Raw genomic sequence first — 16,165 nt, 5'->3', positions numbered from 1 at the left:
CGACACAGGGGGCACGGCGATGACGGCCGAGCTGGTGCGGGGGCAGAACCACCCGCTGTCCCGGATCCGGCTGACGATCCGGATCTCGGCCGGGGTCCCGGTCCTCGCCGGAGCCACGCTCGGCGACGAGAACGGCAGGGTGCACGGCCCCCAGTGGGTGGCCCATCCCGGCGCCCCCGCCGTGCCCGGTGTCGAGGTGCCCCGGGAGGCCGCCGCCGAGCACCGGCTGGCCGTCGACCTGGGCGCCCTGCCCGAGGCCGTGCACCGCGTCGCCGTGTTCCTCGCGCTGCCCACCGGGTCCGCGGACCTGCTCCGGTTCGGTGCGGTCGCCGCCCCGCACACCGCGGTCGACGGCCCCGACGGCACCGAACTCGTCAGCTACACCCTGACCGGCCTGGACACCGAGACGGCCGTGGTCGCCCTGGAGCTGTACCGCAGACAGGGCGCCTGGAAGGTTCGCGCGATGGGCCAGGGCTACGCGGCCGGTCTTCCCGCACTCCTGGCCGACCAGGGCCTGCCAGAAGCCGCCGACCTCGCGACCGCCATTCAGCACACGGCGGCCCCCACCGCCACTCCAGCCCGTGGCATGACAGTGCCGGCGCCCTCGTACGCCGCGCGGAACCCGTACGACACCCAGGCCCCCGGCACCGCCCCGCGAGACCTCGGCACCCCCGTGGACTACACACACCCCCGCCGCTCGCATGGCACCCCGCCGACACCGCCGACACCGCCGACACCGCCGGCCCCTCCGGCCGCCGACGACCGCCCCGCGCAGCCGGTCGCGGGGGACGCCGTCGGCTGGTCGATGGAGGAGCGGCTGTACAACCAGGTCTGGGGCATGTTCGAGGACCTGGCCCGCTCCACGGCCGCGTACCGCAGCGCCGTCGAATTCGCCGACTCCCGTCTGGAGAAGGAGCTCGATCAGGCGTTGGCCGACCCCCGCGGCCGGCTCGGCGCGGCGGGCGACACCGCGCGCGAGGCGGCCCACACCCGCCGGACACAGCTGGTCGACCAGGCCCGCTCGGCCCTCGACCGCGACCTCGCCCAGCTCGCCGCCGAGTCCGACGTGGTCGAGCCCGCGCTCCCGCCCGCCTACGCCCGCTGGGACAACCCCGTCTGGCACGCCTACCGGGTGCCTGCCGAGCCGCCGCTGGCCCTGCGGCTCGGCGATCTCCATCTGCCGGAGAGCGTGCCGCTGCGTGTCCCCATGCTGGTCAGGCTGCCGCTGGAGCGGGGTCTGTGGCTCGACAGCGGCCCGGTGGCGGCAGCCGACGGCTTCCCGGACTCCGCCGAGCTGCGGCATCTGGCCATGGAGGCCGCGGTCGCGCTGGCCGCACGGCTACTCGCCGTGCATCCGCCCGGGGACTTCGCCGTGCAGGTCATCGACCCGGCCGGTGCGGGGGCCGCGGCGCTCGGGGTGCTGACGCGGACCGGTGCACTCGCCGCGCCGCCCGCGGCCGGGGCGGCGGGCGTGGCGGAGGTGCTGGAGCGGCTCACACGGCGGGTCGACCTGGTGCAGATGGCGCTGCGCGGCGGCACGCCCGAGTCGCTGCCGGCCGATGTCGACACCGCGCGGCAGCTGCTGATCGTCAGCGACTTCCCGCACGGCTTCGACGACCGTGCGGTGACCCGGCTGCGCTACCTCGCAGACGAGGGGCCCGCCGTGGGCGTGCACCTGCTGCTGGTGGCGGACCGCGAGGACGCCGCCGCCTACGGCCCGTTGCTCGACCCCCTGTGGCGTTCGCTGATGCGACTCACGCCCGTTCCCGACGACCATCTCGCCGACCCCTGGGTCGGGCACGCCTGGACCTATGAACCCGCGCTTGTGCCGGCCGGCAGCCAGATCGTGGAGCAGGTGCTGACCGAGGTGGCCAGGGCCAGAACCAAGCACTAGTAAAGGTGCCTTGATCAGTGAGTTTGACCTTTCCTTTGCATTTTCCTTTACCTTTCCTTGGTGATTAGGGTATGGTCTTCCGTACGGAGGGGAGTACTCCCTGACTGCGGCGCACCCGTCAGTACGGACCGGTCCGGTCCCGGGGCGTCGGCCCCGCGCGGGTGGAAGAGACCTCCGGCAGCGACAACGCTGAAAGTGTTTGCCGTTACGCCATGCCGGAGGTGCAGTGGACGTTTCCGTGACCCTGTGGGTCCTGACCATCGTGGGCCTGGCCGCCCTGATCGCGGTCGACTTCTTCATCGGCCGCAAGCCGCATGAGGTGTCGATCAAGGAAGCCGGTATCTGGACCGTCGTCTGGATCGTCCTGGCCGGGCTCTTCGGCCTCGGCCTGCTCGTCTTCGGCGGCGGGCAGCCGGGCGGTGAGTTCTTCGCCGGATACATCACCGAGAAGTCCTTGAGTGTGGACAACCTCTTCGTCTTCGTCCTGATCATGGCGAAGTTCGCGGTGCCCACCCGGTTCCAGCAGCGCGTCCTGCTCGTCGGCGTGCTCATAGCCCTGGTGCTGCGGGCGATCTTCATCGCCGCGGGAGCCGCGATCCTCGCCAGCTTCTCCTGGGTGTTCTACCTCTTCGGCGCCTTCCTCATCTGGACCGCCTGGAAGCTGATCCAGGAGGCCCGCGCGGACGGGGAGGACGAGGAGTTCGAGGAGAACAAGCTGCTGAAGGCCGCGGAGCGTCGGTTCGGCGTGGCCGACCGCTACCACGGCACCAGGCTGTGGATCCAGGAGAACGGCAAGCGGGTCATGACCCCGATGCTGGTCGTGATGCTCGCCATCGGCACCACGGACGTCCTGTTCGCCCTGGACTCCATCCCCGCGATCTTCGGTCTGACCCAGGACCCGTACATCGTCTTCACCGCCAACGCCTTCGCCCTGATGGGTCTGCGTCAGCTGTACTTCCTCATCGGTGGCCTGCTGAAGAAGCTGGTCCACCTCTCGTACGGCCTGTCGATCATCCTCGGCTTCATCGGCGTGAAGCTGGTGCTGCACGCACTGCACGAGTCCGGTGTCCACGTACCCGAGATCAGCATCCCGGTCTCGCTCGGCGTGATCTGCGCCGTCCTGATCGTCACCACCATCACCAGTCTGATGGCCGGCAAGAAGCGGGCGGCCATCGAGGCGGCGGGCGCCGACGGCGAAGGCGCCGCGAAGGGCGGCGTCGACGCCCGGCCCGGCCGGCGGTGACAGTGCCCCCGGTGGGAGCGGGACTGTGCAGAGCAGAGCCCCGCCCCCGCAGGTGGCGTGAGCGCAATGGAAAGGATGAGAGGTATTCGAAAAGAGCGGAATGCGAATCCTGTACGGCTCTGCGACGATCGCCGCATGATCACTGGGCTCCGGCCGCTCACCCGGCAATGGACGACACTCGTGCCGGCGCTCGCGGTCGTCCTTCTGGTCTTCACCTGGGGTCGTGAGCTGCCGGGCGCGGTCGTCGCCCTGGTCACTCTCGTGCTGGCCGGCTCCGTCCTCGCGGCGGTACACCACGCCGAGGTCATCGCCCATCGCGTCGGCGAGCCCTTCGGCTCCCTCGTGCTGGCCATCGCCGTCACGGTCATCGAGGTGGCCCTGATCGTCACCCTCATGGCCGACGGCGGCGACAAGAGTTCCACCCTGGCGAGAGACACCGTCTTCGCCGCCGTGATGATCACCACCAACGGCATCGTCGGGCTCTGCCTGCTCGTCGCCTCCCTGCGGCACGGCACCGCGGTCTTCAACCCCGAGGGCACCGGCGCCGCCCTCGCGACCGTGGCGACGCTGGCCACGCTCAGCCTCGTGCTGCCGACCTTCACCACCAGCAAGCCCGGACCTGAGTTCTCCTCGGTGCAGCTGACCTTCGCCGCGCTGTCCTCACTGATCCTGTACGGCCTGTTCGTCGCCACGCAGACCGTGCGCCACCGCGACTACTTCCTGCCGATCACCCGGCAGGGCGAGGTCAGCACCGCCGAGGACCACGCCGCGCCCCCGTCCGCGCGTACCGCCTGGTTCAGCCTCGGCCTGCTCGGCCTGGCCCTCATCGGTGTGGTCGGTCTGGCCAAGGGCGTGTCACCCATCATCGAGTCGGGCGTGGAGGCGGCAGGCCTGCATCAAGCGGTCGTCGGTGTGATCATCGCCCTGCTGGTGCTGCTCCCCGAGACGATCGCCGCGCTGCGCTCCGCCGGCCGCGACCGGGTACAGACCAGTCTCAACCTGGCGCTCGGTTCGGCCATGGCCAGCATCGGCCTGACCATCCCCGCCGTCGCCCTGGCCTCTGTCTGGCTGTCCGGCCCACTCGTCCTCGGCCTCGGCTCGACCCACATGCTGCTGCTCGCGCTGACCGTGGTGGTCAGCTCCCTGACGGTGGTGCCGGGCCGGGCCACCCCGCTGCAGGGCGGAGTCCATCTGGTGCTCTTCGCGGCCTACTTGGAGCTGGCGATCAACCCGTAGCCGGCTCGACCGCCGGCACGGACACCGGGCGGGTCTCGGGGAGCAGCGCGAAGCACACGAGACTGAGCAGTGCGACGCCCGTCAGATAGACACCCACGCTCCAGGGGACCCGCCCGCTGTGCTCCGCGAGCGCCGTGGCCACGATCGGGGTGAGGGCGCCGCCCAGGACTCCGCCGAGGTTGTAGCCGACCGCGGCGCCCGTGCAGCGCACCCGTGCCTCGTACAGCTCCGGCAGATAGGCGGCGATCACCGCGAACATGGTGATGAACGAGACCAGGGCGCCCAGGATGCCGAGGAACATCAGCAACGGCTGGCCGGTGGCCAGCAGCGCGACCATCGGGAGCATCCACAGACCGCAGGCCGCACACCCCGTCAGGCACATCGGCCGTCGCCCGAAGCGGTCGGCGAGCACCGCCATGAACGGCGTCAGGGACGCCTTCACCACCACCGCGGCCATGACACAGGTCAGCATCACCGTGCGGCTCACCCCGAGCCGTTCCGTCGCGTACGCCAGCGACCAGGTCGTCACGGCGTAGAAGACCGCGTACCCCGCGGCCAACGCCCCGGCCGTCAGCAGCACCAGCCGCCCGTGATGCCGTACGACCTCGACGAACGGCACGCGCGCGTGGTCGTCGATCTCCAGGAACCGGGGACTCTCGGCCAGCGACGAGCGCAGCCACAACCCGCCCAGCGCCAGCGCGCCGGCCGCCCAGAACGGCACCCGCCACCCCCAGCGCGCGAACTCCGCGTCGGACAGCGTCGCCGACAGCGCGAGCACCACCCCGTTGGCGAGCAGGAACCCGATTGCCGGTCCCACCTGCGGAAAGCTCGACCACAGGGCGCGTCGCCCGGGCGGCGCGTGCTCGGCGGTCAACAGCACCGCCCCGCCCCACTCCCCGCCGAGCCCCAGCCCCTGCAGGAAGCGCAGCAGGAGCAGCAGTACCGGCGCGGCGACGCCGATCGACGCGTACGACGGCACACAGCCCACCGCGACCGTCGAGGCGCCCGTGAGCAGCAGCGACAGAACAAGCACCGGCCGCCGCCCGCGCCGGTCGCCGAGGTGCCCGAACAGCACCGAGCCCAACGGCCGGGCCACGAACCCCGCCCCGAACGTCCCGAACGCCGCCAGCGTCCCCGCGAGCGGCGAGAACGTCGGGAAGAACAGCGGCCCCAGGACCAGGGCCGCCGCCGTCCCGTAGACGAAGAAGTCGTAGAACTCGATCGCGGTCCCCGCCAGCGAGGCTGCGGCGAGCCGGGGCATCGACGGTGTACTTACGGTGCGTACAGGCTCCATGCCGCGTCAACTACCCATGGTGATCGCGGGTTACGGGGAGCGCGTGGAGGTGAGCAAGCGACCGGAGTGTGCGCCGAGGTGACGCCGTACACGCCCCCTCGTCCGCTCCGGCCACCGTGATAGACCGGGTGCGAGCGGCGGTCGTCGACGCACCGCCCCGAACGGACCGGAGGAACCGTGCCCCGCACCCTGGCCAACGCCCCGATCATGATCCTCAACGGGCCCAACCTGAACCTGCTCGGGCAGCGCCAGCCCGAGATCTACGGCAAGGACACGCTGGCCGACGTGGAGGCGCTGTGCGCCAAGGCGGCGGCCGCGCACGGCGGTACGGTGGACTTCCGGCAGTCCAACCACGAGGGCGAACTGGTCGACTGGATCCACGAGGTACGCCTGAACCACTGCGGGATCGTCATCAACCCCGGCGCCTACTCACACACCTCGGTCGCGATTCTGGACGCGCTCAACACCTGCGACGGCATGCCCGTGCTGGAGGTGCACATCTCCAACATCCACCAGCGCGAGTCGTTCCGGCACCACTCCTATGTTTCGCTGCGCGCCGACGGCGTGATCGCGGGCTGCGGAGTCCAGGGCTACGTGTTCGGCGTCGAGCGGGTCGCGGCCCTGCTGGGGGCCGCGCGGACCGAGGCGTAAACGGCCACGCGCGCGTAGGCGGTCGTCCGCGCCTACGCGCGCGTGGCCGTCCGCAGAGGCGCGGCGCTACGGCCTCACAGGCGCCCGGCCTCCACGATCCGCCGCAGGAAACGCCGGGTGCGCTCCTGCTGCGGATCGCCGAAGAGCTGCTCGGCGGTGCCGCGCTCCAGCACGACACCACCGTCCAGAAAACAGACCTGGTCGGCGACGTCCCGCGCGAAGCCCATCTCGTGCGTCGCCAGCACCATGGTCATGCCGTCGTCCTTGAGGCCGCGGACCACCTCCAGCACCTCGCCGACGAGTTCGGGGTCGAGAGCCGCCGTGATCTCGTCCAGCAGCAACAGCCGGGGCCGCACTGCGAGGGCCCGTACGATCGCCACACGCTGCTGCTGGCCGCCGCTGAGCCGGTCCGGGTAGGCACTCGCCTTGTCGCCCAGCCCGAGGCGCTCCAGCAGCCCCCTGGCCCGCTCCTCGGCCTCGTCGCGGGAGACGCCGTGCACCCGCCGCGGCGCCAGCGTGACGTTGTCCAGCACGGTCATGTGCGGGAAGAGGTTGTACGCCTGGAAGACGACGCCGATCCGGCGCCGTACCGCGTCCTGGTCGACGCGGGGATCGGTGATCTCCTCGCCGTCCAGCCAGATCGCACCGTCGTCGATCTCCTCCAGCAGGTTGGCGCAGCGCAGCAGCGTCGACTTGCCCGAGCCGGAGGCGCCGATCAGCGCGGTCACCGTGTGCGGGGCGACCTCCAGGCCGACATCGCGCAGGACGACGGAGCCGGCGAAGGTCTTGCGGACGGACTCCATGCGCAGCACGGGCGCGTCGCTCATAGGGATCCTCCCTGGGCCCGCTGCCGGTCCATCCGGGCCGTCACCCAGTCCGTGAAGCGGGTCATCGGAATGGTCAGCGCCACGAACACCAGCCCGGCGACGATGTACGGCGTGTAGTTCAGGCTGCGGCCCACGATGATGTCGGCCGCGCGTACGGCGTCCACGGCGCCGCCGATCGACACCAGACCGGTGTCCTTCTGCAGCGACACGAGGTCGTTGAGCAGCGGCGGTACCTGACGGCGCACCGCCTGCGGCAGTACGACGTAACGCAGCGCCTGGCGGTTGGTCAGGCCCAGCGAGCGGGCCGCGGCGCGCTGCGAGGGGTGAACGGACTCGATGCCGGCCCGGAACACCTCGGCCACATACGCCGAGTACGTCAGCGTCAGTGCCGTACCGCCGAGCAGTACCGGATCGACCGTCACGCCCTGAAGACGCAGCGCGGGCACGCCCAGGACCACGATCATCAGGTTGATGATCAGCGGAAGTCCGCGGAAGAAGTCGGTGTACGCCGCCGCGAGCACGCGCAGCGGGAAGAACACCGGCCCGCGCAGGGTGCGCGCGATGGCGATCAGCATGCCGAGGACCAGGACGGCGGCGCCGCAGATCACCAGCAGGCGGACGTTCAGCCACAGCCCTTCGAGGACCTTCGGCAGCGCCTCGCGCGCGTACTGCGCGCTGAAGAACGTCTCCTTGGTGCGCGGCCAGCCCGGCGCGTTGACGACGACCAGATAGAGCACGGCGCCGGTGACGAGCGTCGAGAGCGCCGCGACGGCCGTGGCGCGGCGGGCACGCGCGCGTTTGTGGCGTTCACGCTCCAGCCGCCGTTCGGAGGGCACATAGCCGTCATCGGCGCGTGCCATGTCTCCCTTGTCGTCAGCCCCCTCCTGGGCCGAATCGCCCTTGGTGACCGTCACTTGAGCACCGGGGCATCGACGGCGTCCGAGAGCCACTGCTTCTCGAGCCGGGCCAGCGTGCCGTCCTTGCGCAGGGCGTCGACGGCACCGCTCACGCACGGGGTCAGCGCGCTGCCCTTGTCCAGCACCAGCCCGAACTGCTCGGGAGTGCCGCCCTGGTTCTCGAACTGGCCCACGATCTTCGCGTCCGTCACCTCGGCCGCGGTGATGTAGAACGCGGTCGGCAGGTCGGTGACGATGGCGTCCACCTGGCCGTTCTTCAGCGCGGACTTGGCCTGGTCGTTCTTGGCGTAGACGGCCTCCTCCTGCGTCGGCTTCACCACGTTCGTGATGTAGTCGAGGCTTGTGGTGCCCACCTGGGCGCCCAGCTTGAGCTTCTTCAGGTCCGCGATGCTCTTCGCGTTTGCCGCCTTGCTGCCCTTCAGGGCGATCACGGCCTGGCGCACGTCGTAGTAGCCGGAGGAGAAGTCCACGGCCTTCTTGCGCTCGTCGCTGATCGACACCTGGTTGATGTCGAAGTCGAAGGTCTTGACGCCGGGCGCGAACGCCTTGTTGAACGGCACGCTCTGCCAGACGACCGCGTTCTCGTCGTATCCGAGTTGCTGGGCGACGGCATAGGCGACCGCCGATTCGAAGCCCTTGCCGTTGGCGGGCTTGTCGTCCTTGAACCAGGGCTCGTACGCCGGTTCGTCCGTCGCGATCGTGAGTTTCGCGGACGTCTTGGTGGCCAACTTGCCCGGGGCGCAGCTCTTCGCGGCCGAGCCGGACGGAGTGGCCGCGCCCTTCGCGTCGGGCTGCGGAGCACAGCCGACGGCGGTGGAGAGCAGGGCTACGGTGGCTGCGGTCACCGCGCGGCGCAGGGTGCGAGAGGCAAGGTACATGGCCGGAGATTGACAGCGAACCCCCCGTTTGTCCAGGTCACAGCGGTAACTGTCCGCATGGTGGGAACGGGTGTTGCGGCTGTGTGAACATCTTTCACGGACCTTGCCACACGCCGGCCGTCGGCCCGGGCCGCCGGTCGAGGGCGGGGTGGGAGGACCGGCGGCCCCTCCGCACGGGAACCGTCATCCCGTGCGGGGCTGCCACCAGTTGACCGCGCGGCACCCAAGACCGGGAGCGTGCGCGGGAGTCCGGCGCGTGTGAAGCGTTCACACGGGGCGTGCGCAAGCGAAAGCGCGCCGGGCGCACGCGTAAGGCGTGCGCGCCCAGCGCGCGAAATCCGAGCCGTGTGGCGCCCGGATCCTCACCACCCGCGCGCGTGCCACTCCGGCAGCTGCGGCCGCTCCGCGCCCAGCGTGGTGTCGTTGCCGTGCCCGGGATACACCCAGGTCTCGTCGGGCAGCACGTCGAAGATCTTCGTCTCCACGTCGTGGATCAGGCTGGCGAAGGCCTTCGGATCCTTGTGCGTGTTGCCGACGCCGCCCGGGAAGAGGCAGTCGCCGGTGAAGACGTGCGGGTGGCCGTGCGGGTCGTCGTAGACCAGCGCGATCGAACCCGGGGTGTGCCCGACCAGATGCCGCGCGGTGAGGTCCACGTTCCCCACCCTGATCACGTCGCCGTCGTCCACGAGGACGTCGGTGGGCACCGGGATACCGGACGCGTCCTCGCGGCCCGCGTACGTACGCGCACCCGTGGCCGCGACGACCTCGGCGAGCGCCTGCCAGTGATCACCGTGCCGATGGGTGGTGACGACGGACGCGATGCCGTCGTCACCGATCATGCCGAGCAGCGTCCTCGGTTCGTTGGCGGCGTCGATCAGGAGCTGCTCGTCGGTGGCACGGCAGCGCAGCAGATAGGTGTTGTTGTCCATCGGGCCGACCGCGATCTTCGTGATCATCAGGTCTTTCAGCTCGTGCACGTCCGCCGGTCCGCCGACCTTGACCTCTCCGGTGTACGTCATGGTGATCAGCCTATAGCGGGGGCAGCTTCGGCAGCGTGCCCTTCGTGGTCAGACGGGAGCCGTCGCGCCGCCCGGCGAGCCAGCCCAGGAGGTCGGCGGGCGTGCCCTCGGCCGCGACCGGTTCGCCCTGCGCACCGCCGCCCGTGGTCCAGTTCCGGCCATTTCCGGTGGACAGGCCGGTCGACGGCACCTCGGCGTGCCCGGCGAAGCGCTGCGCCAGGAAGTCGATCTCCCGCTCCGTGAACTCCGCCGGAAGATCCTCCAGCTCGTACCCGATCCCGAGGTCCACGTGGTGCAGCTCCACCTCCCCCCAGCGGCGGAACGGCACCCGGGACGCGGAGTCGGTGACCCCGTTGCGCAGCTCGACGGTGCGCGACCAGTCCGCCGGCACGTCCCCCAGGGCCTGGAAGCGGGCCGCGCTCTCGCGCAGGTCGGCGAGCTGGACGTCGAGGGGGCGCGCGGCGTCGCGTTCGATGTCGGCGTCGCGTACCTCGGCGCTCGCGTACATGGGCCGGCCATCGAGAACGTTCACGAGCGCGTCGGCGTTGCGGGCGAGGTGGGCGAGGACGTGCCCGCGGCTCCAGCCGGGAAGCCGTGACGGCTCGGCGAGCGACGCGTTGTCCAGTTCGGCGACCGCGCCGAGGAGTCGTTCGGTCGCGTCACGTACACATGCCAGGTCATGAGCGTGATCAATCATGGGGCCGACCCTAGCCCCGCCACACCTTCGGGTGAAGGTGGCGAACCCCGCCCGCAAATCGAAAGCACGTGCTATATCGTCGAGGGCGGCGTCGGGCATGCTGGATGGTCGGGGGTTGTTATGCAACCGGGCAATCCGACCGGCGTTGTCAGTGGCTCCCCCTAGTCTGAAGAAGGACGGGGGCCCCGCCCCTGTCACTTCTCTCAAGAAAGGTGCGGACCGGCGTGGCCGACCGTCTCATCGTCCGTGGCGCGCGCGAGCACAACCTCAAGAATGTCTCGCTCGACCTGCCTCGTGACTCGCTCATCGTCTTCACGGGCCTGTCCGGGTCGGGCAAGTCCTCCCTGGCCTTCGACACGATCTTCGCGGAGGGCCAGCGCCGCTACGTGGAGTCGCTCTCCTCGTACGCCCGGCAGTTCCTCGGCCAGATGGACAAGCCGGACGTCGACTTCATCGAGGGCCTGTCCCCGGCGGTCTCCATCGACCAGAAGTCGACCTCGCGCAACCCGCGCTCGACGGTCGGCACCATCACCGAGGTCTACGACTACCTGCGTCTGCTCTTCGCGCGCATCGGCAAGCCGCACTGCCCCGAGTGCGGCCGCCCGATCTCGCGCCAGTCGCCGCAGGCCATCGTGGACAAGGTCCTGGAGCTGCCGGAGGGGAGCCGCTTCCAGGTGCTCTCGCCGCTGGTGCGCGAGCGCAAGGGCGAGTTCGTCGATCTCTTCGCCGACCTCCAGACCAAGGGCTACTCCCGCGCGCGCGTGGACGGCGAGACGATCCAGCTCTCCGACCCGCCGACGCTGAAGAAGCAGGAGAAGCACACCATCGAGGTGGTCGTCGACCGCCTCACGGTCAAGGACTCCGCCAAGCGCCGCCTCACCGACTCCGTAGAGACCGCTCTCGGCCTGTCCGGCGGCATGGTCGTGCTCGACTTCGTCGACCTCCCCGAGGACGACCCCGAGCGCGAGCGCATGTACTCGGAGCACCTGTACTGCCCGTACGACGACCTGTCCTTCGAGGAGCTCGAGCCCCGCTCCTTCTCCTTCAACTCGCCCTTCGGCGCCTGCCCCGAGTGCACCGGCATCGGCACGCGCATGGAGGTCGACCCCGAGCTGATCGTCCCGGACCCGGACAAGACCCTGGACGAGGGCGCCATCCACCCGTGGTCGCACGGGCACACCAAGGACTACTTCGGCCGGCTGATCGGCGCCCTCGCCGACGCGCTCGGCTTCCGCACGGACATCCCCTTCGCGGGCTTGCCCCAGCGCGCGAAGAAGGCCCTGCTCTACGGCCACAAGACCCAGATCGAGGTGCGGTACCGCAACCGGTACGGCCGCGAGCGCGTGTACACCACGCCCTTCGAGGGCGCGGTGCCCTTCGTCAAGCGCCGGCACAGCGAGGCCGAGAGCGACGCCAGCCGCGAGCGCTTCGAGGGCTACATGCGCGAGGTGCCCTGCCCCACCTGCGAGGGCACGCGCCTGAAGCCGATCGTCCTCGCGGTCACGATCATGGAGAAGTCGATCGCCGAGGTTTCCGCGATGTCGATCAGCGACTGCGCGGACTTCCTGGGGCAGCTGACACTGAACGCCCGCGACAAGAAGATCGCCGAGCGGGTGCTGAAGGAGGTCAACGAGCGGCTGCGCTTCCTGGTCGACGTCGGCCTGGACTACCTCTCGCTCAACCGCGCGGCCGGCACCCTCTCCGGCGGCGAGGCCCAGCGCATCCGCCTGGCCACCCAGATCGGCTCCGGCCTCGTCGGCGTGCTCTACGTCCTCGACGAGCCCTCCATCGGTCTGCACCAGCGGGACAACCACCGGCTGATCGAGACCTTGGTCCGACTCCGTGACATGGGCAACACGCTCATCGTCGTGGAGCACGACGAGGACACCATCAAGGTCGCCGACTGGGTCGTGGACATCGGCCCCGGCGCCGGCGAGCACGGCGGCAAGGTCGTACACAGCGGCTCCCTGAAGGAGCTCCTCGAGAACACCGAGTCGCAGACCGGCGCGTACCTCTCGGGCCGCAAGTCGATCCCGCTGCCCGACATCCGCCGCCCCCGCGACCCGGGACGTCGACTCACCGTGCACGGTGCCCGTGAGAACAACCTGCAGGACATCGACGTGTCCTTCCCGCTGGGCGTGTTCACGGCCGTCACGGGCGTCTCCGGCTCCGGCAAGTCGACGCTGGTCAACGACATCCTGTACACGCACCTGGCCCGCGAGCTGAACGGCGCGCGCAACGTCCCCGGACGGCACACGCGCGTGGACGGCGACGACCTGGTCGACAAGGTCGTGCACGTCGACCAGTCGCCGATCGGCCGCACCCCGCGGTCCAACCCGGCGACGTACACCGGTGTCTTCGACCACATCCGCAAGCTGTTCGCCGAGACCACCGAGGCGAAGGTCCGTGGCTACCTGCCCGGCCGCTTCTCCTTCAACGTCAAGGGCGGGCGCTGCGAGAACTGCGCGGGCGACGGCACGATCAAGATCGAGATGAACTTCCTCCCGGACGTCTACGTCCCGTGCGAGGTCTGCCACGGCGCCCGGTACAACCGGGAGACCCTCGAGGTCCACTACAAGGGCAAGTCCATCGCCGACGTGCTGAACATGCCGATCGAGGAGGCCACCGACTTCTTCGAGGCGGTCCCGGCCATCTCCCGGCACCTGCGGACGCTGAAGGACGTCGGCCTCGGCTACGTCCGCCTCGGCCAGTCCGCCACCACCCTCTCCGGCGGTGAGGCCCAGCGTGTGAAGCTCGCCAGCGAGCTGCAGAAGCGATCCACCGGACGCACGGTCTATGTCCTGGACGAGCCGACCACCGGTCTGCACTTCGAGGACATCAGCAAGCTGCTGACGGTCCTCGGCGGCCTGGTCGACAAGGGCAACACGGTCATCGTCATCGAGCACAACCTCGACGTGATCAAGACTGCCGACTGGATCGTGGACATGGGCCCCGAGGGTGGCGCCGGCGGTGGCCTCGTGGTCGCCGAGGGCACGCCCGAGGAGGTGGCCGGCGTTCCGGCCAGCCACACCGGCAAGTTCCTGCGCGAGATCCTCGGCGCCGACCGCATCAGCGACGCGCAGTCGGTGAAGGCGCCGCGCGGCACGACGGCCAGGAAGACGGCCGCGGCCAAGTCGACGGCGAAGAAGACGGTGACGGCCAGGGCCAACAACACGGCGACCAAGAAGGCCGCCGGGGCCACGAAGAAGGCCACCCCGGCGAAGAAGACGACGCGGGCGCGCAAGGCCTGACACAACATCAAAAAATCTGTCGCACCATCAAAAAACCGGCGCCCCGTGGGAACTCCCCGCGGGGCGCCGTTCGTTCATCCATCAGCCAGACCGGCTCCGCGGTGCGACAGGCTCCCCACGCCGCAGATCCGGCCGCACCTTGTCAACAGCACAGGGAAGACGGTCACGGGGAAGATGCCCCTTCACCACTCACCCAGCTCGGCCGCGTACGGCGGCTCGGCCCCCGCCCGCGAGCAGGTGATCGCCGCCGCCCGTGCCGCGAAGCGCAGCAGCCGCGTCCAGTCCTCCGTCCCGAGGGCGGCGAGCGCTTCTGCGGACAACGCGTCCTGGGCGGAAAGCCCGTGCAGCAAGGCCGCGTTCACCGTGTCACCGGCGCCGATGGTGTCCACCACGGCGACCTTCTCACCCGGCACGGAGTGCTCCCCGCCGTCCCGGGTGAACACGGTCAGACCGTCCCCGCCCCGGGTCACCACGACCGCCGACGGCCCGGAGGCCAGCCACTCGCGCGGAGTGCCACCCAGCCACTCCGCGTCCTCCGCGGAGAGCTTCAGCAGCGTCACCGAGGGCAGCCAGCTCTTGAAACGCGTCCGATAGGCATCCGCGTCCGGGATCAGTCCCGCCCGGATGTTGGGGTCGAGCGCGGTGAACAGCCCCTGCCCGGCCGCCGCGCGCATCAGCTCCTCGTATGCGCTCGCCCCCGGCTCCAGGACGAGCGAGCAGGTACCGAAGGACACCGCGCGCGTGCCGGCGGGCAGCGCGGCGGGCGTGGTGAACAGCCGGTCGGCGGTGCCGTCGACATAGAACGAGTAGGCGGCGGAGCCGCCTGCGTCGAGCGTGGCCACCGCGAGGGTCGTCGGCTCCGGCCCGCGCTCGACGCCCGACACATCGACCCCTGCCCGCCGCAGCCCGTGGAGCAGGGCCTCACCGAAGGCGTCGTGCGAGGTCCGGGAGCAGAACGCGGTGCGGGAGCCGAGCCGGCCCAGGGCGACGGCGGTGTTGTACGGGCCACCGCCGAGCGCCGGCTTGAGGTCCGCGAGGGCACCGGGGCCCTGTGGTACCAGGTCGATCAGTGCCTCACCGGCGACGACGATCACGAGGCGGTTCCCTTCTCGGACAGCGTGGATGGTTCGGTGTGCTCGGTTCTCCCGGCCTCGTCCGGCTGCTCCGGGCAGCCGCAGGACGTGCGATGCACGAACGTGCACGGCAGGCGCACCGTCCGGGCCGGCCGGTGCGGCTCGCCCAGCCGGTCCAGCAGGACCCGGACGGCCTGGGCGCCCAGCTCCCTGCTGGGCTGGGCGATGGCGGTGAGCCGGGGCGAGAACAGGTCGGCCCAGGCGAAGTCGTCGAAGCAGCACAGGGCGATGTCATCCGGCACGGACAGCCCGTGCCGGCGCAGAGTGCTGAGCGCGCCGATGGTCATCGCGTTGTTGGCGGTGACGAGGGCCGTGGGCGGATCGGGCAGCGCGAGCAGGGCAGCCATGGCCCGCTCGGCACCGGCGGACGCGGAGTCGCCGGACACGAGGAGCCGCTCGTCGTGCGCCAGACCGGCGACGGTGAGGCCGTCCAGATAGCCGGCGACGCGTTCTTCGGTGGTGCTCAGCCCGGTCAGGCCCGCGACCATCCCGATCCGCCGGTGCCCCAGTCCGGCGAGATGGGTGACGAGACGGGCGGTCGGTCCGGCACCGTCGGCACAGACCTGGTCGTACCACGGCACGTCCCCGCCGGGAGCGGCGCCCTCCTCGCGACCGGCCGGGCCGCCGTCCAGCACGTGGGCGTCGATCAGCCGGTCCAGGAACACCGTGGGGACGGCGTGGCGGCGGAGGTAGCCGACGAGGTCGTGCGGATGCGCGGAGGGGGCGACGATCATGCCGTCCACCCGGCGCTCATGGAGGAGTTGAGCGACCTTGCGTTCGTGGCCGGGGTCGTCGTGCGGGTCGGCGATGAGCAGGCTGTATCCCGCTTCCAGGGCCGCGGCCTCGACACCCTGCAGGATCTCCGTGAAGTAGGGATTGCTGATCGCGGACACCGCGAGCCCGATGGAGCGGGTGCGGGAGGTCACCAGGGAGCGGGCCAGGGTGTTGGGGGTGTAGCCCAGGGTGTCGATGGCGTCCAGCACGGCCTGACGGGTGTGGGGCAGCACCGGGCGCGTGCCGTTGAGGACGTGGGAGACGGTCGCCACGGAGACCCCGGCGCTGCGAGCGACGTCCGCCATGGTGGCCATCGCATTCCCCTCTCTGAGCCGACGAGGCTGGGCGTTT

At 70.5% G+C, this 16,165-nt stretch carries 13 protein-coding genes; 5 read left to right on the top strand and 8 right to left on the bottom strand.

Annotated elements, in window-relative coordinates:
- Positions 1-19 precede the first annotated feature (19 nt).
- The 3 genes from ACH47Z_RS01035 to ACH47Z_RS01025 all read left to right on the top strand — a co-directional run bounded on the left by ACH47Z_RS01035 (position 20) and on the right by ACH47Z_RS01025 (position 4,373).
- Positions 20-1,894, top strand: a complete 1,875-nt coding sequence (locus ACH47Z_RS01035; protein WP_399069132.1) for a TerD family protein — start codon at positions 20-22, stop codon at positions 1,892-1,894.
- Between the two features lie 226 nt (positions 1,895-2,120).
- The gene (locus ACH47Z_RS01030; protein ID WP_399069130.1) at positions 2,121-3,137 is read left to right on the top strand and encodes a TerC family protein; all 1,017 of its coding nucleotides are present in this window, start codon (positions 2,121-2,123) and stop codon (positions 3,135-3,137) included.
- Positions 3,138-3,272: 135 nt separating this feature from the next.
- Positions 3,273-4,373, top strand: a complete 1,101-nt coding sequence (locus ACH47Z_RS01025; protein WP_399069128.1) for a calcium:proton antiporter — start codon at positions 3,273-3,275, stop codon at positions 4,371-4,373.
- Here the strand turns inward: ACH47Z_RS01025 and ACH47Z_RS01020 are convergent.
- On the bottom strand, positions 4,363-5,634 hold the full coding sequence (locus tag ACH47Z_RS01020) for an MFS transporter (RefSeq protein ID WP_399069126.1): 1,272 nt from the start codon (positions 5,632-5,634) through the stop codon (positions 4,363-4,365). The genes ACH47Z_RS01025 and ACH47Z_RS01020 overlap by 11 nt on opposite strands.
- A 210-nt stretch (positions 5,635-5,844) precedes the next feature.
- On the opposite strand from ACH47Z_RS01020, the gene aroQ reads away from it, so the two are divergent.
- Positions 5,845-6,318 (top strand): type II 3-dehydroquinate dehydratase, encoded by a 474-nt coding sequence (gene aroQ / locus ACH47Z_RS01015; protein ID WP_399069124.1) that lies wholly within the window; start codon positions 5,845-5,847, stop codon positions 6,316-6,318.
- Between the two features lie 74 nt (positions 6,319-6,392).
- Here the strand turns inward: aroQ and ACH47Z_RS01010 are convergent, their stop codons facing one another.
- From ACH47Z_RS01010 to ACH47Z_RS00990, 5 genes are all read right to left on the bottom strand, one after another.
- Positions 6,393-7,145 (bottom strand): amino acid ABC transporter ATP-binding protein, encoded by a 753-nt coding sequence (locus ACH47Z_RS01010; RefSeq protein WP_399069123.1) that lies wholly within the window; start codon positions 7,143-7,145, stop codon positions 6,393-6,395.
- On the bottom strand, positions 7,142-8,059 hold the full coding sequence (locus ACH47Z_RS01005) for an amino acid ABC transporter permease (RefSeq protein ID WP_399069121.1): 918 nt from the start codon (positions 8,057-8,059) through the stop codon (positions 7,142-7,144). Before ACH47Z_RS01005 ends, ACH47Z_RS01010 begins: the two co-directional genes overlap by 4 nt.
- Positions 8,056-8,940: an ABC transporter substrate-binding protein gene (locus ACH47Z_RS01000; RefSeq protein ID WP_399069119.1), complete on the bottom strand. Its 885-nt coding sequence runs from the start codon at positions 8,938-8,940 to the stop codon at positions 8,056-8,058. The genes ACH47Z_RS01005 and ACH47Z_RS01000 overlap by 4 nt, the downstream gene beginning before the upstream one ends.
- Positions 8,941-9,302: 362 nt before the next feature.
- Entirely contained in the window at positions 9,303-9,959 is a 657-nt protein-coding gene (locus ACH47Z_RS00995) for an MBL fold metallo-hydrolase (RefSeq protein WP_399069117.1), read from the bottom strand.
- Between the two features lie 10 nt (positions 9,960-9,969).
- Positions 9,970-10,656: a maleylpyruvate isomerase family mycothiol-dependent enzyme gene (locus tag ACH47Z_RS00990; protein WP_399069115.1), complete on the bottom strand. Its 687-nt coding sequence runs from the start codon at positions 10,654-10,656 to the stop codon at positions 9,970-9,972.
- Positions 10,657-10,880: 224 nt separating this feature from the next.
- On the opposite strand from ACH47Z_RS00990, the gene uvrA reads away from it, so the two are divergent.
- The gene (gene uvrA, locus ACH47Z_RS00985) at positions 10,881-13,907 is read left to right on the top strand and encodes an excinuclease ABC subunit UvrA (RefSeq protein ID WP_399069113.1); all 3,027 of its coding nucleotides are present in this window, start codon (positions 10,881-10,883) and stop codon (positions 13,905-13,907) included.
- 182 nt (positions 13,908-14,089) lie between these two features.
- Here the strand turns inward: uvrA and ACH47Z_RS00980 are convergent, their stop codons facing one another.
- Both ACH47Z_RS00980 and ACH47Z_RS00975 read right to left on the bottom strand, forming a co-directional pair.
- Positions 14,090-15,001 (bottom strand): carbohydrate kinase, encoded by a 912-nt coding sequence (locus tag ACH47Z_RS00980; protein ID WP_399069111.1) that lies wholly within the window; start codon positions 14,999-15,001, stop codon positions 14,090-14,092.
- Positions 14,998-16,128, bottom strand: a complete 1,131-nt coding sequence (locus ACH47Z_RS00975; RefSeq protein WP_399069110.1) for a LacI family DNA-binding transcriptional regulator — start codon at positions 16,126-16,128, stop codon at positions 14,998-15,000. Before ACH47Z_RS00975 ends, ACH47Z_RS00980 begins: the two co-directional genes overlap by 4 nt.
- Positions 16,129-16,165 lie beyond the last annotated feature (37 nt).

The sequence above is a fragment of the Streptomyces sp. NPDC020192 genome, assembly GCF_044388685.1.
Classification (GTDB): Bacteria; Actinomycetota; Actinomycetes; order Streptomycetales; family Streptomycetaceae; genus Streptomyces.
Note: the sequence above shows the minus strand (reverse complement) of the source record. Positions and strands in the feature narration are given on the sequence as shown.